Annotated in this window: 14 protein-coding genes and 2 tRNA genes; 3 read left to right on the top strand and 13 right to left on the bottom strand. The window is 44.9% G+C overall.

Translation table 11 applies throughout. From position 1 onward, the window contains the following. Positions 1 to 6: 6 nt before the first annotated feature. Positions 7 to 2,508: a ribonuclease R gene (rnr, locus tag A3712_RS19125; RefSeq protein ID WP_157618817.1), complete on the bottom strand. Its 2,502-nt coding sequence runs from the start codon at positions 2,506 to 2,508 to the stop codon at positions 7 to 9. A gap of 249 nt (positions 2,509 to 2,757) precedes the next feature. On the opposite strand from rnr, the gene A3712_RS19120 reads away from it, so the two are divergent. Beyond that, on the top strand, positions 2,758 to 4,167 hold the full coding sequence (locus tag A3712_RS19120; RefSeq protein WP_063524682.1) for an amidohydrolase: 1,410 nt from the start codon (positions 2,758 to 2,760) through the stop codon (positions 4,165 to 4,167). A 127-nt stretch (positions 4,168 to 4,294) separates the two neighbouring features. Here the strand turns inward: A3712_RS19120 and motX are convergent, their stop codons facing one another. Beyond that, the gene (gene motX / locus A3712_RS19115; protein ID WP_063524681.1) at positions 4,295 to 4,930 is read right to left on the bottom strand and encodes a flagellar protein MotX; all 636 of its coding nucleotides are present in this window, start codon (positions 4,928 to 4,930) and stop codon (positions 4,295 to 4,297) included. A gap of 287 nt (positions 4,931 to 5,217) precedes the next feature. Continuing rightward, positions 5,218 to 6,534, bottom strand: coding sequence for an adenylosuccinate synthase (locus A3712_RS19110; RefSeq protein ID WP_063524680.1), 1,317 nt, complete (start codon positions 6,532 to 6,534; stop codon positions 5,218 to 5,220). Between the two features lie 172 nt (positions 6,535 to 6,706). On the opposite strand from A3712_RS19110, the gene A3712_RS19105 reads away from it, so the two are divergent. Further along, entirely contained in the window at positions 6,707 to 6,895 is a 189-nt protein-coding gene (locus tag A3712_RS19105; protein ID WP_063524679.1) for a DUF2065 domain-containing protein, read from the top strand. 214 nt (positions 6,896 to 7,109) lie between these two features. On the opposite strand, the gene hflC is transcribed toward A3712_RS19105, so the two are convergent. The 8 genes from hflC to tsaE form a co-directional block, all read right to left on the bottom strand. Beyond that, entirely contained in the window at positions 7,110 to 8,090 is a 981-nt protein-coding gene (hflC, locus tag A3712_RS19100) for a protease modulator HflC (RefSeq protein ID WP_063524678.1), read from the bottom strand. 2 nt (positions 8,091 to 8,092) lie between these two features. After that, complete coding sequence (hflK, locus tag A3712_RS19095; RefSeq protein ID WP_063524677.1) at positions 8,093 to 9,295, bottom strand: FtsH protease activity modulator HflK; 1,203 nt, start codon at positions 9,293 to 9,295, stop codon at positions 8,093 to 8,095. Positions 9,296 to 9,322: 27 nt separating this feature from the next. Beyond that, positions 9,323 to 10,630 carry a ribosome rescue GTPase HflX gene (gene hflX / locus A3712_RS19090; RefSeq protein WP_063524676.1) on the bottom strand — a complete coding sequence of 436 codons (1,308 nt, stop codon included), beginning with the start codon at positions 10,628 to 10,630 and terminating at the stop codon, positions 9,323 to 9,325. A 44-nt stretch (positions 10,631 to 10,674) separates the two neighbouring features. Further along, positions 10,675 to 10,938 (bottom strand): RNA chaperone Hfq, encoded by a 264-nt coding sequence (hfq, locus tag A3712_RS19085; protein ID WP_004741290.1) that lies wholly within the window; start codon positions 10,936 to 10,938, stop codon positions 10,675 to 10,677. Between the two features lie 193 nt (positions 10,939 to 11,131). Then, complete coding sequence (miaA, locus tag A3712_RS19080) at positions 11,132 to 12,064, bottom strand: tRNA (adenosine(37)-N6)-dimethylallyltransferase MiaA (RefSeq protein ID WP_063524675.1); 933 nt, start codon at positions 12,062 to 12,064, stop codon at positions 11,132 to 11,134. A 141-nt stretch (positions 12,065 to 12,205) separates the two neighbouring features. Further along, complete coding sequence (gene mutL, locus A3712_RS19075; RefSeq protein WP_063524697.1) at positions 12,206 to 14,398, bottom strand: DNA mismatch repair endonuclease MutL; 2,193 nt, start codon at positions 14,396 to 14,398, stop codon at positions 12,206 to 12,208. A gap of 75 nt (positions 14,399 to 14,473) precedes the next feature. Beyond that, positions 14,474 to 16,195, bottom strand: coding sequence for an N-acetylmuramoyl-L-alanine amidase (locus tag A3712_RS19070; protein ID WP_063524674.1), 1,722 nt, complete (start codon positions 16,193 to 16,195; stop codon positions 14,474 to 14,476). Beyond that, entirely contained in the window at positions 16,189 to 16,653 is a 465-nt protein-coding gene (gene tsaE / locus A3712_RS19065; protein WP_004741294.1) for a tRNA (adenosine(37)-N6)-threonylcarbamoyltransferase complex ATPase subunit type 1 TsaE, read from the bottom strand. Before tsaE ends, A3712_RS19070 begins: the two co-directional genes overlap by 7 nt. Positions 16,654 to 16,874: 221 nt before the next feature. On the opposite strand from tsaE, the gene queG reads away from it, so the two are divergent. Beyond that, on the top strand, positions 16,875 to 18,017 hold the full coding sequence (gene queG / locus A3712_RS19060; protein ID WP_063524673.1) for a tRNA epoxyqueuosine(34) reductase QueG: 1,143 nt from the start codon (positions 16,875 to 16,877) through the stop codon (positions 18,015 to 18,017). A 693-nt stretch (positions 18,018 to 18,710) separates the two neighbouring features. Here queG and A3712_RS28940 read toward each other — a convergent pair. Together A3712_RS28940 and A3712_RS28935 are read right to left on the bottom strand one after the other, a co-directional pair. After that, positions 18,711 to 18,786 (bottom strand) — tRNA-Gly (locus tag A3712_RS28940). Between the two features lie 56 nt (positions 18,787 to 18,842). Then, positions 18,843 to 18,919 (bottom strand) — tRNA-Met (locus A3712_RS28935). Positions 18,920 to 18,982 lie beyond the last annotated feature (63 nt).

Here is an 18,982-nt window from a genome sequence, read left to right as displayed (position 1 = left end):
AATGTCCTAAGACTTGTCCGCCCTTGCCTTGCGCGTTGCTGAGCGCTTTTTCTTCGCTCGAGCTTTTGCTGCACCGGTCTTATTACGCGATTTTTTCTTTTTCGCAGAAGCTTCTGAACTACCATCTGGTCGCTTAGTTGGCTCAACTAATGGCTTAGCTGCGACACCCGGTTTGTTGCTCTTCACTGCGGCGCGTTTCTTACTTTTCGCCTTTTTCATTGCTTCAGCAGCACGCTTCTTGGCTGTTTTACCTTTGCCACGAGGCTGACGAGCAGTGTCTTCCAAATCAAAATCAATTTGGCGAGTTTCTAGGTTAACCGCAGAAACCTTCACTTTAACCGAATCACCCAAGCGGTAGATGTTGCCAGAGCTTTCACCCACCAAGCGCTGACCAACAGCATCAAATTGGTAGTAATCGTTCGCTAACGCTGAGATGTGTACCAGACCATCAATGTGCAGCTCAGTTAGACGCACAAAGAAGCCAAAGCCCGTTACGTTGGCAATCACACCGTCCATCACTTCACCGACGTGGTCTTGCATGTATTCACATTTCAGCCAGTCGTTCACTTCACGAGTGGCGTCATCGGCACGACGCTCAGTCATTGAACACTGCTCGCCGTAGAAGTCCATTTCATCGAAAGTGTAGTGGTAACCGCCGGTTGGTGTCCAACGTTCGCTGTTACGACCCTCTTCTTTCGCAATAAGGTACTTAATCGCACGGTGCAGAAGCAAGTCAGGATAACGACGAATCGGCGAGGTAAAGTGAGCATAGCGTTTTAGCGCCAGACCAAAGTGACCTACGTTATCGGCGTTGTATACCGCTTGCTTCATTGAGCGTAGCAGCATGGTTTGAATTAACTCGCGATCTTCACGCTCGTTAATTTGCTGCATTAGTTTTGCGTAATCCGTTGGTGACGGAGACAAACCGCCATCTAGCGATAAGCCAAGCTCACTTAGGAAGTCTTTAAAGCCTGCTAAGCGCTCTTCACCTGGAGTTTCGTGAATACGGTACAACGATGGTTCTTTCGCTTTCTCCACCAAAGATGCAGACGCGATGTTCGCCAGAATCATACACTCTTCGATGATCTTGTGTGCATCGTTACGCACAACGGGTTCAATACGGTCAATCTTACGATCCGCATTGAAAATAAACTTAGTCTCTACCGTTTCAAACTCAATCGCGCCACGCTCGTCACGAGTCTGCTTCAGTACTTTGTACATTCTGTGTAGCTCTTCTAGATGCGGCACTTCTTGAACGTAACGCTCACGAAGTTCTTCGTTGCCATCTAGGATTGCGCCTACTTTGTTATAAGTAAGACGAGCATGAGAGTTCATTACCGCTTCATAGTGCTTGTAACCAGACAGTTTACCTTTGTCTGAGATAGTCATCTCACACACCATACACAAACGGTCTACTTGAGGGTTCAATGAACATAGGCCATTAGAAAGCACTTCTGGCAACATTGGTACAACTTGCGATGGGAAGTAAACCGAGTTACCACGATTGATCGCTTCTTTGTCTAACGCAGTATCAGGACGAACGTAGTAGCTAACATCTGCAATCGCTACCCATAGGCGCCAGCCACCACCTTTCTTCGCTTCACAATAAACCGCATCATCGAAGTCACGTGCATCTTCACCATCGATTGTTACCAATGGCAATTTACGCAGGTCAACACGCCCCTCTTTCGCTTCTTCAGGTACATGCTCACCCAAATTAGCAATTTGTTTATCAACAGCTTCTGGCCACTCATTTGGGATCTGGTGGGTATGAATCGCGATCTTGGTTTCCATGCCCGGAGCCATGTTTTCACCAAGTACTTCAGTAACCTTACCCATCATGTTACGAGAGCGACCGCCACGGTCCGTAATTTCAATCACAACTACATTACCCATTCGAGCTCCGCCTTTATGCTCGGTTGGGATGAGAATGTCATGACTGATACGTGAGTCGTCAGCAACCACATAAGAGTGACCATACTCTAAGAAGAAACGACCGACGATTGGTGTAGTACGTTCTTCAAGCACGCGAACTAAACGACCTTCACGACGGCCACGCTTGCTGTTGTCCGTTGGCTGAGCCAGAACGTAGTCACCGTGCATGATGGTTTTCATCTGATGGTGCGGCAGTAGAATATCGTCATCCTTGCCTTTGCTGCCATCAGGGCGAACCCAGCCATGACCGTCTTTGTGACCAATCACATAACCTTTTACTAGCTCCAATTTTTCAGGCAGCGCATAGCATTGGCGACGAGTGAAGACAAGCTGTCCATCACGCTCCATAGCACGTAAACGACGACGTAGCCCTTCATATTGTTCTTCTCCAGCAAGGCCAAGCGCTTCGAATAGGTCATTGCGGTTCATTGGAATATTCGCTTCTGTTAGAAACGATAAAATGAACTCTCGGCTTGGTACTGGATTGTCGTAATTCTTCGACTCTCGATCGGCAAAAGGATCAACGTTATTGGTAGCTGTCGTGTTTTCTGACATCGGTGTGTTTTTTGACATAGGCGGGCCTGCTTAAGCAAGGAAGGTATATACCCCTAGTATATCCGATGCTAGAGGTAAGCTACAGATATGCTTTAGAAAACCCGAAAATAACCTCAGATTGATATATATCTTCATTTTGTGAAACATCACGTCACAGTTACGGATTACTATCAGAAGTTTACGCAAACGATAAAACGAACGTTTGCCTCATGAATGAAATGCACTATTATCCAGACACTTTTACCAACTCCTGTTCTAAGTATTGATATGAAATTAAAACGCACCTTATTGGCTTCAGCAATGGCGAGCCTTGCGCTATTCCCATTCGCAAGTTCTGCGATGGAAAAAGCTGACCTAATGATTACCGATGCAATGGTTCTAACCATGAACCAAGACAAAACGGTTTATGAGAGCGGAACGGTTGTCGTCAAAGACAATAAAATCATTGCGGTTGGTGATGCTTCACTCGAGAAGCAATACAAGGCTGAGCAAGTGCTAGACGTCGATGGCGATATTGCAATGCCAGGCCTAATCAATACTCACACTCATGTATCAATGACGGTTTTCCGTTCACTGGCTGATGATGTGCCAGACCGACTACACCGCTACATCTTCCCACTAGAGAAGAAGTTAGTATCACGCGATATGGTGCGCATTGGTGCTAACCTAGGTAACGTTGAAATGGTCAAAGGCGGTGTGACAACTTACGCCGACATGTACTACTTCGAGGATGAAGTTGCAAAAACCGTCGATAAGATTGGTATGCGTGCCATCCTTGGTGAAACCGTGATTAAGTTCCCAGTTGCCGATGCTGCAAACGCTGAAGAAGGTATCAAGTACGCGTTGAATTTCATTGAAGAATATAAAGATCACCCACGTATTACTCCTGCATTTGCACCACATGCGCCTTACACCAACACCACAGAGATCCTGCAGAAGATTTCTAAGTTATCACTAGAGCTAGACGTGCCAGTGATGATCCACCTTGCAGAATCGCACCGTGAAGTAGAGAAGATCGCAGAGCGTTCAGAAGGCTTGTCGCCGGTTCAATACATGGATAGCATTGGCGCGCTCAACAAAAACCTGGTTGGTGCACACATGATCTTAGTGGATGACCATGACATTGAGCTTGTTAAAAAGTCAGATATGGGTGTCGCTCATAACATGAGTGCAAACATCAAGTCGGCAAAAGGCGTATCACCTGCACTACAGATGTATGACGAGAATGTACGTATCGGTTTAGGCACAGATGGCCCAATGTCTGGCAACACTCTGAGCACCATTGATGAATTCAACCAAGTTGCTAAAGTTCATAAGCTAGTCAATAAAGATCGTGCAGCAATGCCGCCGATCAAAGTGATCGACATGGCAACAATGGGTGCTGCAAAAGCGCTACACATGGAAGGTGAGATCGGCTCCCTTGAAGCCGGTAAGCTAGCAGACATCATAGTGATCGACACTAAAGCACCAAACATGGTTCCTGTTTACAACCCGTATTCAGCACTGGTGTATTCAGCTAACTCTGGCAATGTTCGTCACACGATCGTCGATGGTAAAATCATCATGCAAGATCGCGACATGCTAACGGTAGATGAAGATAAGATTCGTCAAGAGGCGCTCGATTTCACCAAGGTAGTTCGTGAAGCCGTTATCGAATCAGGTGAAGTAGTTCAATAAGTTCGCTATCGAATAACATGACTATCTAAACGTAAAAAGCCCCGCATTATCAATTAGGCGGGGCTTTTCAGCTTTCAGTAACCTGTAACAATGAGTGCAGGGATCATTACAAGTTTCTTACTCAGTATTACCAGAACGCGTTTTGGCGTTTTGCTCGAGCAATAATATTGTCTGGCATTCTCTTTTCCAGACCACTTCGCAATACAGTAATGCGCTTATGTTGCCTTTGATCTGCCGTGACCGAGTTGTATAACCAACGGTAGGCATCTTCGTAATCTAATGGGCTACCATAGTCACGCAACAACAGCTCGGCTAAATGAATACTGGCACTCAGGTTCCCCAAAGAGGCCGCTTCACGCAGGTATGGAATCGCACGCTCTTGGTCTTGTTGAACCAAGGTTCCACGAGAATAATAACGACCTAATTGCTCTAGTGCTGCAGGTAAACCTTGGTGTGCCGCGTTTTCCATATAGTAGAGACCCAGCTCTACATCTTGAGGAACGCATACACCCCACGCTAGCATATCGCCGTATAAAAACTCATAAGAGGGCAAACTAATACGCGTTGCACGAGCAACGATATCTTCAACTAACTGGCACTTATCAGCTTTCACTCGCTCTAGATGTTGATTATTCTCGATTAAATTAATCAGTTCAGCTTCTGTATATATTGGAACCGGCTCCCCGACATCAGCCAAATTTGCATGACTCAAGGGTGAGCTCAGCGCCATTATCAATGACGCTGCCACAATTCGTAGCTTCATACCTGCACTCTATTATCGGTTTTAAAAACGCATCAAGCCTTTGGGCAACCCAAACTCAATTACATTTCACTCACTATGATATCTGTATCGGCAACTCGGCGTATCGCTTTAGACAAAACTTGCCGCTAATGGGCAATATTTTGCCAGATGGCGTTCAAAAAAATCCTCACAGAAAGCTTTGCCCTCAGATTACAAATATAAAAAAGCCGACTTAAGAAAGTCGGCTTTTAGAAAACGATTTAATTATCATAGCACTAAAGGTGCAGTGGTAATCGCTCCATAAGGCATTATGCGCTGTATGGGTGAACCTTGATGATAGTTTCGTTACGGTCTGGACCAGTTGATACGATATCTATTGGCACACCTGTTAGGTCTTCGATACGTTTGATGTAATCAAGAGCAGCTTGTGGAAGCGCGTCGATTGACTTAGCACCAAATGTTGTTTCAGACCAACCTGGCATTGTTTCGTAGATTGGCGTTGCTTCTTCAAAAGATTCAGCAGCCATTGGAGAAACTTCTAGGATAGAACCATCTTCCATCTTGTAGCCAGTACAGATCTTGATCTCTTCTAGGCCGTCAAGAACGTCTAGTTTAGTCAGACACATACCAGTTAGAGAGTTGATTTGGATTGCACGACGCATAGCAACAGCATCGAACCAACCAGTACGACGTAGACGACCAGTCGTTGCGCCAAACTCGTGGCCAACATCACCTAGGTGCTTGCCAATTGGGTCTTGCTTCTCAAGGCCATCGTATAACTCAGTTGGGAATGGGCCTGAACCAACACGAGTACAGTAAGCCTTAGTAATACCAAGGATGTAACCGATGTGACGAGGACCAAAACCAGAACCTGCAGCAACACCACCAGCAGTCGTGTTAGAAGAAGTTACGTATGGGTAAGTACCGTGGTCGATATCTAGTAGAGTACCTTGAGCGCCTTCGAACATGATCTTGTCGCCGCGCTTACGTGCTGCGTCTAATTCGTCAGTTACGTCCATAACCATTGAAGTTAGTAGATCTGCGTAACCCATGCACTGCTCAAGTACATCTTCGTAGCTTACTGTTTCAGCTTTGTAGAAGTGCTCTAGTTGGAAGTTATGGAATTCCATTACTTCTTTTAGTTTTTCAGCGAACATTTCTTTATCAAAAAGATCACCAACGCGTAGGCCGCGACGAGCAACTTTATCTTCGTAAGCTGGACCGATACCACGACCAGTTGTACCAATAGCTTTCGCGCCACGAGCGATTTCACGCGCGTTGTCGATAGCGATGTGGTAAGGAAGAATTAGCGGACAAGCTTCAGAAACGAAAAGACGCTCGCGAACTGGGATACCGCGCTCTTCAAGAGGCTTCATTTCTTTAAGAAGTGCTTCAGGCGAAAGTACAACACCGTTACCGATAACACATTTAACATTATTGCGCAGGATGCCTGATGGAATTAAGTGAAGAACGGTTTTTTCACCGTCAATTACAAGTGTATGACCTGCATTGTGACCGCCTTGGTAGCGAACCACGTATTTTGCATCTTCAGTTAAAAGGTCAACGATTTTACCTTTACCTTCATCACCCCATTGGGTGCCTAGAACGACTACGTTATTTCCCATCTTTCCAATTTCTGTTGCTAATTAAAAATGGATTCTAGCACTGAATCACACTTCTTGCAGTCACTTTTTGTTCATAAACGTTAACGCTGTACAAAAATAAAACAGCGATTACGAAGGGCAGATTGCTAAAGATGCTGATATCATTATATTTTTATAGATATAAGGCAGCATCATGTCTGATTCAATTTGGCTCGCAATTGGGCTTGTTCTCATCGTTGAAGGGCTTGGCCCATTAGTCGCACCAAATGGCTGGAGAAATATGGTCGCTCAACTAAGCGAGCAGCCCGATACTCAATTACGCCGCATTGGTGGGTGCCTTGTTGTCGCTGGCGCCGTGATCGCCTTTATGACACACCACTAATTCACGTCATCACATCTCAGAATAGCTTCTCTGTATAATTCCTCAGCATTGCTAGCTGAAAGATAGTTCGAGCAACCACTCTCTCATAGCATCTCAAGACAAGATGAAATGCAGAATCCCAAAAAGCAAAAAGGCTCCCACAATGGGAGCCTTTTAAGTATTAGCGTGTCTTATTATTGAAGGTCAGCGTTTGCTGCTTCGATAACTGCTCAGCTTATTTCGCTGGAGCGCCGCTGGCTTGATTCATGTACTGGAAGAATTCACTCTTAGGATCCAATACTAAGATATCATTCTTGGAACTGAACGATTTCTTGTAGGCTTTAAGAGAACGTAGCAAGCTGAAAAACTCTGGGTCTTGATTGTACGCATCCGCATATATCTTTGCTGCAGTTGCATCCGCTTCACCACGAGTCACACGAGCCGTTTTATCTGCCTCAGCGAGAATGGTTGCTACCTCGAGCTCTGCTTGAGCTCGGATAACTTCAGCTTTTTCACGACCTTGAGAGCGGAACTTACGAGCTACGGACTCACGCTCTGCACGCATACGGCGGTAAATAGACTCACTGATTTCATCAGGTAAGTTGATCTTCTTAATACGGAAGTCAACAACTCGTACACCCAAATCTTTTAGTGCGCTCTTACGAGTATCATCTAAAACCTCTTGCATGATTTGATCACGTTCGCCATCAATCTCTAACGCTTTCAATGCAGCTTCATTCGCTAATTCATCTTCAACGCCGTCAGCAAGCTCTTTACTCTTGTCGCTAGGACCAGAAATGATTTGCTTGATTTCACGAGAACCGATTTCAGAACGTAAAACATCAGTTACCTTGCGCTCTAGTAGTGCCTCTGCTTGCATTGCATTACCACCACCTGTCGCCAGGTAGTAACGACCAAAGTCTTCAATACGCCATTTTACGTATGAATCAATGATTACGTCTTTTTTCTCAGAGGTTACGAAACGATCAGAGCGGCCATCCATGGTTTGAATTAGCGCGTCTAGTCGCTGTACGCGATCGAACATCGGCATTTTGAAATGCAAACCCGGCTCATAGATGCGAGTGATTTCGTTATTATCTTTCAGAACACGACCAAAACGAACAACAATGCCACGCTCACCTTCTGGAATCACAAACAGTGACATCAACATAAGAGCCAATGCAATCACTAATACAGGGATCATTAACTTACGCATTCTTAGTATCTCCCTTGACGTGATGTTGAACGAGTTTCAGAGTTAGATTTTGGTGCAACGTCTTTACGGTCAGACTCTAGTTGAATCTCATCATAAGCAGAACCCGTTCTCGATTTACGAGCTTTAGAACTGTCGCTATCTTGACCGGCTAACTTGTCAATCGGAAGGTACAGCAAGTTGCCGCTTGATTCTGAATCAATAAGAACCTTGGACGTATTGCTATATACTTCTTCCATTGTATCTAGATACAGACGATTACGTGTCACTTCAGGAGCCGCAGCGTATTCAGGAAGTAGTTTTTCAAACTGAGCGACCTGACCCTCTGCTTCATTAGTAATACGCTCTCTGTAACCTTGCGCTTCTTTCTTCAAACGCTCAGCACGACCTGTCGCTTTTGGTAAGATTTCATTTTTGTAAGCCTCAGCTTCACGAATGAAACGCTCTTCATCCTCACGAGCAGCAATGGCATCGTCAAACGCATCTTTAACTTGCTCAGGCGGACGTGCAGACTGGAAGTTTACGTCAACCAACGTGATACCCATATCATAGCTATCAATAATTTGGTTCAACGTTTCTTGCGTGCTTTGGCGAATCTGCTGACGACCGCTGGTTAGGATCGCATCCATCAGAGAATCACCAATCACAGCTCGCAAAGCAGAGTCTGTTGCTTGGTGTAAGCTATCGTCCGCATCCGTCACTCGGTACAGATACTTGTATGGATCAGTTACGCGATACTGAACATCCATTGATACATTCACTACATTTTCATCTTTCGTTAGCATTGTGCCTGATGCACGCAGTGAGCGAATCGCTTGAACATTGACCAGCTGTCTATCGCTAATTTGATCGATGAAACGTGGATGCCAGTTAAGACCAGGTTCTTCAATACGATCAAACTGACCTAATCGAAGTACAACTGCTCTTTCTGCTTCGCCAACGGTGTAGAAACCTGCGAAGAACCAGATAGCAATAGCAATAACGGCAATAACACCAAAGCCAATTGCACCGCCACCACCAATAGATGGTCCGTTTCCGTTGCCACCTTTTTTACCAAACTTGCCACCCAACTTTTGACTCAGCTTGTTAAACACTTCGTCTAGGTCTGGCGGTCCTTGATCTCGGCCGCCGCGATTGTTTTTATTGCCCCAAGGGTCATTATCGCGGCCGTTATCGCCGTTGTTATTTCCAGGCTCATTCCACGCCATTAGAAAGCTCCATCATTTGATATGACGTTATACTGTAGCAGTCTCTGAGGTAACGATAAAGTCACCCAAGAGCGCCCCTTCTCTTTTTTCAAGTTTAGACCAATCTATCTGTTGCATTCGGATATCTATCAACAAGTTACCATTTTCATCATACTCTTCATGTTGAATACATTTCAGCTGGAAAAATAAACTACGAATACGGCCTTGATGTTGATGTGGAATACACAGTCGGTATTGAACCATTTGACTCGCTAAACGCTCAGTTAACGCTTCAAACAGCAGTTCAATACCTTCGCCTTCCATTGCAGAAACCCAAACAGCGCGTGGTGCGCCCTCTTCGTCTCTATCAATGCGAGGTTTTTGGTCTTCCATGCAGTCAATCTTATTCATGACTACAAGGGTTGGCACTTCATGAGCATCGATTTCTTCCAATACATCATGAACAGCCTGAATGTTCTCACGAAAGCGGTCATCACTGGCATCGACAACATGTAACAAAATGTCAGCTTCCTGCGTCTCTTGTAATGTAGCCTTGAACGCAGCGACCAAGTCGTGTGGTAGATGACGGATAAAACCTACAGTATCTGCGAGAATCGCAGGCCCGACATCTGGCAATTCAATCTTACGTAGTGTTGGGTCTAGTGTTGCAAACAGTTGATCTGCCGCATAAACACCAGCACTAGTGATTCGATTGAAAAGCGTTGATTTCCCAGCGTTGGTATAACCAACTAAAGAAACGGTTGGGATTTCAGCTCGATTACGAGCGCGTCGTCCTTGCTCACGTTGCTTAGCTACTTTAGCTAAACGACGCAATATTGCCTTTATACGGTCACGCAACAAACGTCGATCGGTTTCCAGTTGAGTTTCACCTGGACCACGAAGACCAATACCACCTTTCTGCCTTTCAAGGTGAGTCCAACCACGAATCAATCGGGTAGAGATATGTCGAAGCTGAGCGAGCTCAACTTGTAGCTTACCTTCATGAGTTCGCGCACGTTGTGCAAAGATATCTAAGATCAAACCCGTGCGATCAATCACACGACATTTACACAATTGCTCGAGGTTTCGCTCTTGGGCAGGAGAAAGGGAGTGGTTAAAAATCACAATTTCAGCACCGGTCAGCTGAACAGCTTGTGCGATTTCTAGGGCTTTACCTTCTCCGACATAGTATTTAGGGAGTGGGGATTGGCGGCTACCAGTAATCACTTGTAGCGTTTCTACCCCCGCAGAAGAGACCAGCATTTCGCATTCGCTTAGGTCTTCCCATTCTCCCTCATGCGTGAAGTTGATATGAACAAGTACGGCTCGCTCACCGGATTCATAACGGTCAAACAAGCTACCAACTCCTTATCACAGCCTTTGCTGTGTTAATTGAACGATTAATCTTCTGTCTTCTCAGCACGATCAGATGGAGCACGTTGCTCGCCGCTGTGGTGACTTACTGCACGAGCAGGAACCACAGTAGAAATCGCATGCTTGTAAACCATTTGGTTGACAGTGTTCTTCAGCAAGATCACGAATTGATCGAAAGACTCGATCTGACCTTGCAGCTTAATGCCGTTTACAAGGTAGATTGAGACTGGAATGCGCTCACGGCGGAGTGCATTTAGGAATGGGTCTTGTAGCGATTGCCCCTTAGCCATTTTATTTTCCTTATTTTGTATTTTGTTGTAATTACTTAGCTAGTGGTGCACAAAAAGGTGCGGCCTTTGCATCTGAGCTAAATGAATAAAAAAACTCCGTTGTTATTGAAAGGCTGTGATTTTAAAAAGCCTCAATAACGGATCCTTTTCAGAGTATATTCACGCAAAAGCGATCACATTATACACAGCAATACTAGTCAGATGCTATTGCATCTGAAAGAGTTTCTAACGCTTGATCAATGTTTTCGCTATCCAACCAAGTTAAATCATCCCAACTGCGCAACCAGGTGATCTGTCGCTTGGCCAACTGACGGGTTGCACAGACACCACGGAAAACCGCTTCGTCTAAATCACAATTACCGTCTAAATAATCCCACATCTGCCTATAACCAACGCATCGGATCGATGGCAATTCAGGATGAAGATCTTCTCTGGCGTACAGCGCCTTCATTTCTTCTTCAAATCCTGCTTCGATCATCTTCTCAAAACGCAGCTCAATGCGGCGATGGAGTTCTTTCCTTTCCTTGGGAGCTATTGCAAATTGTTTCACACGAAATGGCAGGCTATCGCCTTTCGTTTGAGTTAGCTCTGTTAATGTTTTACCCGAAATTCGATAAACTTCCAATGCCCTTGAAAGCCTTTGTGGATCATTTGGGTGTATTCTTTCAGCGGATACGGGATCTATCTCTCTTAATTGATCATGTAATGCTTGCCAACCTTGCTCAATAGATTCCGCTTCAATCTGCTTGCGAATCTCCGGATCCGCAGCCGGTAGTGGCGATAAACCTTCCAACAACGCTTTGTAGTAAAGCATAGTGCCGCCTACTAAAAGAGGGATCTTGCCTTGGGCAACGATCTCGTTCATCTCTTTCAGGGCATCACGACGAAAATCTGCCGCAGAGTACGCTTCGCTTGGGTCAAGAATATCAATCAAGCGGTGAGGCGCGAGCTCAAGCTCTTCTGCATCCGGTTTAGCGGTGCCGATATCCATGTCTTTGTAGATAAGTGCCGAATCGACGCTGATGATCTCTACTGGGTATTTCTGACGCAAGCGGATAGCTAAATCTGTTTTTCCTGATGCCGTTGGGCCCATTAAAAACAACGCTAAAGGTAATTTTTCAGTCATGATAGTTAGTATTTGTTTCTCAGTTATAGCGCTTTATAGCAAAGGGCTTTTGTCACGAGAGGGCGCTTTCAAAAAGGTCCCTTCGTAAAAAATAAAATCATACACAGCCTAAGCCGTAAATAAGCTTAATTTACCAGTAAACTAAACCATAAATGCCGCAATAGTCGCCGAAAAGTCGATAGGATTAACAAATTCAGGATCATCTAATGGAAGTAGACCATGCCAAAGTTGTTCAAGTTCCCCAACTAATTGAACCGCTTCAGATAAAGTGTAGTCGCTTTTTACTTGTGCAGTTTGAATCCCGATCCAGTTGACCAAAACTGGCAACATGTCATTAGGTTGCTTCACTGTACTCTGGGCATTTATTGAAGCCGCGTACGATAACAGATCTGGAATCAGAATTTGTAAGTTTTGCTGCCTTAATGGAGAAGGAACCCCCATCACCATAACCGCTTCACTATTTCGAACTTTAAGCTCAATACCAAGACGAGTCAGTAGTTGGTTTAATGTCTTCGCTACCTCAACCAATTCACTACCAATTTTAAGCGATAAAGGCACCAGTAATGGCTGGCTTTTTAATGCGCCGCTTCTCGTGTCTAGCTGGCCAATAACGCGCAGTAACTCCGCTTTAGCCAAAGAGACCAACACGCAACCATTCTTGTTGCCCATCATCAGGTACTGACTCTCGACAACCGAGACGGCCTTACCTAATTCAGTGACTGGTGTTCTTGGCTTCGACTGAGGTAGCTTCTGTTGAGGCAATTCTGCATCGCTTGGCGCTGTTTGCGCCATTGGCTGTTGAGCATCTGATGGCGCATCCGTTTGACGCTCAAAATCTGGCGTTTTCAATAGCTCTTTGTAAGCACTCACTTCGCGCTTCGAAGGTGCAGGTTCGGCGTGGTGTTGATGTGACTCTTTCTCTTTCTTCGGAGCCGGCCGTGATTCTATCCACTCTTGACGAGGTGAACCGGTAAAACTGGTTTCACGAACAGACGAGTTTCGGTTAGCAGGTGAACCTAAATTACTTGAAAAGCCACTGCTTGAAGAACCTCTGTTAGACGCTGAGCCATAGTGCTGACCACTATCATTAACGCTGTGTTGAGGCTGGTTATAAACTTGCTCGGATTCTGCTTTTCTCGGATAGGCTGGAGTCTGCTCAATCGCATGTCGCACTCTTTCAGAAACCTGAGATTGTTCTAAATGAGCTGGGACATTGCTTTCTGTCGCACTAAAACTCGTCGTGTCTTCCGCTTCAGGTATCGAACTATCTTGCTGATAATTAGGGGCTTCTGATTGGTGGAAAGCAGATTGACTAATAGGCGCTGCATCGATTTGCTTACTTTGTGCTAAGCCATCGCTCAGTGCTTGATAAATAAAGTCATGCACCAGACGAGCCTGATGAAAGCGCACTTCATGTTTAGCGGGGTGAACGTTCACATCGACTTGATGCGGGTCTAGTTCAATGAAGAGTACGTAAGTTGCAAATTGGTCTGGACGCAAGCTAGTTTCGTAGCTTTGACGAATCGCATGATTGATTAGTTTGTCACGCATCATACGACCATTCACATAGCAGTATTGTAAGTCGCTTTGCTGTCTTGCCCCCTCTGGCGTGGTGATCCAGCCATGAAGTTTTAACCCTTGGTGCTCAAGTTCTATCTTAAGCATATGACGAACAAATGGATTACCGCATACCGCTGCAATGCGTTTCTCGGCTTGAACCTCCGTCTTAGCAGCGCGGTACTGACGAATCATCTTGCCGTTGTGACGCAGGTTGATCGTCACATCGAAGCGACTTAATGCGATGCGCTTAAGTAGCTCATCAATATGAGTGAATTCGGTTTTTTCAGTACGTAAGAATTTGCGGCGTGCCGGGGTATTGAAAAACAGATCCAGCACTTCAACCGAGGTGCCAATTGGGTGTGCGGCAGGCTGCAATTTTACCTGCATGTCTCGGCCTTCACTGTGCGCTGCCCAAGCTTGATCTTGAGTGGCAGGACGTGAAGTCATGGTTAAACGCGCTACTGAACTGATACTCGCTAGTGCTTCACCACGGAAACCTAGGCTAACGATCGCCTCAAGGTCATCAAGAGTATGGATTTTAGAGGTAGCGTGGCGGCTTAGTGCGAGAGCCAGTTCATCTTTTACTATGCCCTTACCGTTATCTCGAACACGGATCATCTTGGCGCCACCTTTCTCGATATCAATATCGATACGTGTCGCGCCGGAATCCAAACTGTTCTCAACCAGCTCTTTTACAACAGAGGCTGGCCTTTCTACCACTTCACCCGCTGCAATTTGGTTCGCTAAGCGAGCTGGCAGTATTTTGATCGTCATATTTATAGCTACCTTACTGCCATCCATAGAAGCCCTTCCAAGCTTAGAAGGCACCTCTATGTTAGTTAAACTCGATTATTTATGAGGAATAATCAGCACTTGTCCAATCGCCAGTTTATCAGAGCGGAGCTTATTCGCTTGGCGAATGCTGTTCACACTCACACCGTATTTCGCGGCGATCTTGCCTAAGTAATCGCCTCTTGCGACTTTATGTTTGCGAAGGGGTACATCTTTAACCTCAACCGTAATACGTAACTTTTGACCCACTCTCACTGTTTCTGATTTTAGACGGTTCTCACGTTTAATATCAGCCACAGACACTTTATAACGGCTAGCGATCTTACCTAGGTATTCTCCAGACTTAACCGTGTGAGTGATAGTCTTAGTCTTAACCGCACTGCTTGATGATGAGCTTGAAGCGCTACCTGGAATCTTCAGCACTTGGCCAATCGCAAGGCTGCTTGACTTCAGGTTATTGTACTTCATCAAGGCTTGTGTCGATGTGCCGTACTTACTCGCAATCACCGATAACGACTCACCACGAGACACCTTGTGCTGACTAACACTGCCTGTTGATGATGTCGCATTAGACAAGATAATCCCTTCCGGCGGGTTCTCTTTCAGGTACTTCACCACGGCTTTAGTCACAGCACGCGCAAGTTTATCTTGGTGCGAGCGTTGGAAAAGTAACTTCTCTTCCGTTGGATTTGAAATAAAGCCCGTTTCTACCAATACCGATGGGATCTGCGGTGAGCGCAATACTGCCAAACTCGTATTAATCGGCTTACTGTTGTGTAGTTTAGCGACTTTACCCATTTCAGACAGAATTGCTGTTGCCAGTTTATAGCCCTCTTTCTGAGAGTGACTAAATTGCAGGTCCAACAGAGTTTGGTTTACGTTCTTATCATCAATATGACTGGTGAAAGCAGTACCCGTGCCCCCCAACAATTCTGATTGTTTCTCTTTATTCTCAATCCAACGGGAGATTTCTGTATTCGCACGTCGAGTGTTCAGCACAAACACCGAACCGCCTCGAGGTTGAGGTGTAGTAAAAGCATCCGCGTGAATTGAAATCAATAGGTGTGCTTCATTCTCACGAGCGATAGCAACTCGTCTATTAAGGTTTACGAAATAGTCAGCATTACGAGTCATACGAGTTTTGATACCCGGAATCGCATTCAATTGAGCAGCTAACTTTTTAGAAATACTCAGCGTCGCATCTTTTTCATATTTACGACTTGGGCCGATCGAGCCTGGGTCTTCACCACCATGCCCAGGATCAATCACGATCAAGATATCTTTCTGACGCTTAACCTGATTGATATCTTTACTTACCGTTGGCTTACTTGGTTTTGTGGTTGGTTTGCTCTTGCTTACCGTATCATGAGGCAGATCGATCACCAAGCGGTGCCCATATTGACCGCCCGGTGTTGGGCTTAACTTAAAAAGATTAGCTTTAGAGGATTTCTTCAACTCGAAAACTAAGCGATAGGTTCCCTTCTGTGGGGGAGAGCTTTTACGAACTTTAGAAAGTACTGGGCTATCTTTCACCACCACCGGCAGCTTTGTCGCTAATTCGGTATTTTTTAAATCGACAACCAAGCGGCTTGGGCTACTCAGTGTGAAATAGCTAAAGTCGACCTCAGATTTAAGATCGATAACCACACGCGTTTCTTCAGGTGAAGGCCAAACCCTCAAACCTTTTAGTGAATTCGCAGAAACCAGTGATGAAAATAGTAAGGAGAAAACAGCAGCCATCATGGCTACTGTTGGAAAAAGGCGTCTAGAAATCAACATAACTCCAACTGACTAAGTAAGCGCTGTCCGTATTCACTATTAGCGGTTAGGGAAACAATACGGTGATCGTCTTGGTAACGAATATCAATATCCATGTCCGCTTCTGGTAGCAAGCCTTGCCCCTTCTCTGGCCATTCAACCAAACAGATCGCGTCAGGCGTAAAGTAATCACGAATCCCCATAAATTCGAGTTCTTCAGGATCGGCTAAGCGGTAAAGATCAAAGTGATACACCTGCCAATCTGCAAGTTGATAAGGTTCAACTAGAGTATACGTTGGGCTCTTTACATTTCCTTGATGACCAAGTGCTTTTACAAAGCCGCGACTAAACGTCGTTTTACCTGCGCCAAGATCACCATGCAGATAAATCGTTGTCTGCTGTGAGCAAAGATTAGAAAGCTCCGTTCCTAGTTGAATCGTTGCTTGTTCATCTTTCAAAGTAAATTGTTTAGTGCTCATGAATACGTTCTCTAAAAATCGATCGTTGACTATAAAAAATCAAAAGAACAAGAATAGTAAACCGTGATGCTTTTAGGAGACAAGCATTCAAGTGTAAGTTCTATGAAAAATACTGTTCAAAACACGTCTGTTCTGGTCAACGCCAATAAGATCCGTTAAGATCCGCCCCCATTTTTGCCGAACCGAATTTTAGTTACCCTTATATCTACAAGAATAAAGCCATGAATCTAGACCATCTTGCTGAAAAAATTAAAATTTGGGGAAATGAGCTAGGCTTTCAAAAAGTTGGCATCTGCGATATTGATTTAAGTGAACACGAAGCCCCTCTTCAAGCATGGCTAGATGCGGGTCATCACGGCGAAATGGATTGGATGGCCCGTCATGGCATGATGCGCGCACGTCCTAATGAACTTCACCCAGGAACCATTCGAGTGATCAGCGCCCGAATGAACTACCTACCACCTGAAGCTCAATTTGCCTCAAACCTCAGCGATACCACTCAAGGGTACATCAGCCGTTATTCTTTAGGTCGTGATTATCACAAATTGTTCCGTAACCAACTGAAAAAACTGGGGCAACGAATTGAAAAAGAGGTCGAAGGTTTAGACTCACGTCCTTTCGTCGATTCTGCACCTATTTTAGAAAGACCACTTGCTCAAAAAGCAGGGCTTGGCTGGACAGGTAAACACTCACTCATACTCGATAAAGACGCGGGCTCTTGGTTCTTCCTTGGAGAGCTACTAGTGAACATCCCTCTTCCTGTCGATGAGCCGAGTGTTGACGAATGTGGAAAATGCACCGCATGTATCACCTCCTGCCCAACCGGCGCCATTATTGCTGATGGTGTGGTTGATGCTCGAAAATGTATTTCATATTTAACGATTGAATACGATGGCGTAATCCCAGAAGAATTCAGAGAAGCAATTGGGAACCGAATCTATGGTTGCGATGACTGCCAATTGGTTTGCCCATGGAATCGTCACGCTGATATCACTGAGCAAAAAGACTTCCACCGCAGAGAAGATTTTAAAGAAGCCGACCTCGTTTTACTCGCAAGTTGGGATGAAGCGACCTTCTTAAAGAAAATGGAAGGCTCAGCGATCAGACGTATTGGTCATACCCAATGGTTACGCAATATCTATGTTGCTATGGGGAATGCACCATTCCAACAACGTATTGTTGAAACCTTAGAGTCTCACCGAGGTAATAGCGACATGTTAGATGTTCATATCGAGTGGGCTTTAGAAAAACAATTACAGCAATTGCCGAGCATTATTGAGGTTCAAAAAGGTAACAGCAAAGTCGCAACTAAAAAGCATCGACTGATACGCATTGTTGAGAAAGGACTACCAAGAGATGCTTAGCCCTATATATGCCAATGTCTGGAAGGCTAGCTCTTACTAACAGTCCAATATTTAAGATAACTCGTTGCACATAATTTTAGAACAATGTTTGACCTTGTTCTCAATTTTGGCAATGTGGAAAAAATTCAGAACTCTCGTAAACTTCCGACACCTACACAAAGTTAAACACAGTACCGATAAATGATTAAGATCAAAAAACAACAAGTTAACGATCTTTCATCAAATCCCGCATACGCATATAAACTTATACAAAACAATAGGTTACAGAAGTTAAGGTTTAGCTAACATATTGAGAACAAGAAAGATCTTTTTGAGAGATGTGAAGAATTAAGCCTAAAATAACTTTATCAACCAAGTTATCCACATCTAACCACTTGTGGATAAGTCTGTTTATAGATGTGAAATACCTCAAGTATCTACTTCAGAGACCTGATGATTACTAGCATTCCGGTTGCTAAGAAAAATTTAAGACAAAAAAATATCCACCATGATGGAGGATTATTTGCTTTTTGAGGGATTATGCTTCGCAGCATTAAAGAAAGAGCTTAGGCTTAAAGCCTATATCTAAGCCAGATAGCTTAGAAAGAAATTGGAGCGACACACGAGGTTACCGATCTTCAAGGCTTAGGCGTGACCTCAGCCTTGGCACGGATTGCACTCTGCCAGAATGCTCTTCATGTTTCACTTTCAAATTGGAGCGACACACGAGGTTCGAACTCGTGACCTCAACCTTGGCAAGGTTGCGCTCTACCAGCTGAGCTAGTGTCGCATAAGTTAATCGCAGCTCTTAATGCCTTTGGCAATAAATGGCGCTTAACTGTAATGTGGTTGCGGGAGCCGGATTTGAACCGACGACCTTCGGGTTATGAGCCCGACGAGCTACCAAGCTGCTCCATCCCGCGTCCGGATGCATTGTTTAAGTCAATGAGTCTATCAAATTTGAGCGACACACGAGGTTCCCATTC

This window comes from Vibrio sp. HI00D65 (assembly GCF_001635455.1).
GTDB lineage: Bacteria > Pseudomonadota > Gammaproteobacteria > Enterobacterales > Vibrionaceae > Vibrio.
Note: the sequence above shows the minus strand (reverse complement) of the source record. Positions and strands in the feature narration are given on the sequence as shown.

Bases quoted from the DNA above. Each gene is read 5' to 3' on its own strand.
- mutL (WP_063524697.1), bottom strand. From the start codon at position 14,398: ATGACGATCAAAATACTGCCAGCTCGCTTAGCGAACCAAATTGCAGCG.
- motX (WP_063524681.1), bottom strand. From the start codon at position 4,930: ATGAAGCTACGAATTGTGGCAGCGTCATTGATAATGGCGCTGAGCTCA.
- hflK (WP_063524677.1), bottom strand. From the start codon at position 9,295: ATGGCGTGGAATGAGCCTGGAAATAACAACGGCGATAACGGCCGCGAT.
- A3712_RS19070 (WP_063524674.1), bottom strand. From the start codon at position 16,195: ATGTTGATTTCTAGACGCCTTTTTCCAACAGTAGCCATGATGGCTGCT.
- rnr (WP_157618817.1), bottom strand. From the start codon at position 2,508: ATGTCAAAAAACACACCGATGTCAGAAAACACGACAGCTACCAATAAC.
- A3712_RS19105 (WP_063524679.1), top strand. From the start codon at position 6,707: ATGTCTGATTCAATTTGGCTCGCAATTGGGCTTGTTCTCATCGTTGAA.
- queG (WP_063524673.1), top strand. From the start codon at position 16,875: ATGAATCTAGACCATCTTGCTGAAAAAATTAAAATTTGGGGAAATGAG.
- A3712_RS19110 (WP_063524680.1), bottom strand. From the start codon at position 6,534: ATGGGAAATAACGTAGTCGTTCTAGGCACCCAATGGGGTGATGAAGGT.
- miaA (WP_063524675.1), bottom strand. From the start codon at position 12,064: ATGACTGAAAAATTACCTTTAGCGTTGTTTTTAATGGGCCCAACGGCA.
- A3712_RS19120 (WP_063524682.1), top strand. From the start codon at position 2,758: ATGAAATTAAAACGCACCTTATTGGCTTCAGCAATGGCGAGCCTTGCG.
- hflC (WP_063524678.1), bottom strand. From the start codon at position 8,090: ATGCGTAAGTTAATGATCCCTGTATTAGTGATTGCATTGGCTCTTATG.
- tsaE (WP_004741294.1), bottom strand. From the start codon at position 16,653: ATGAGCACTAAACAATTTACTTTGAAAGATGAACAAGCAACGATTCAA.
- hfq (WP_004741290.1), bottom strand. From the start codon at position 10,938: ATGGCTAAGGGGCAATCGCTACAAGACCCATTCCTAAATGCACTCCGC.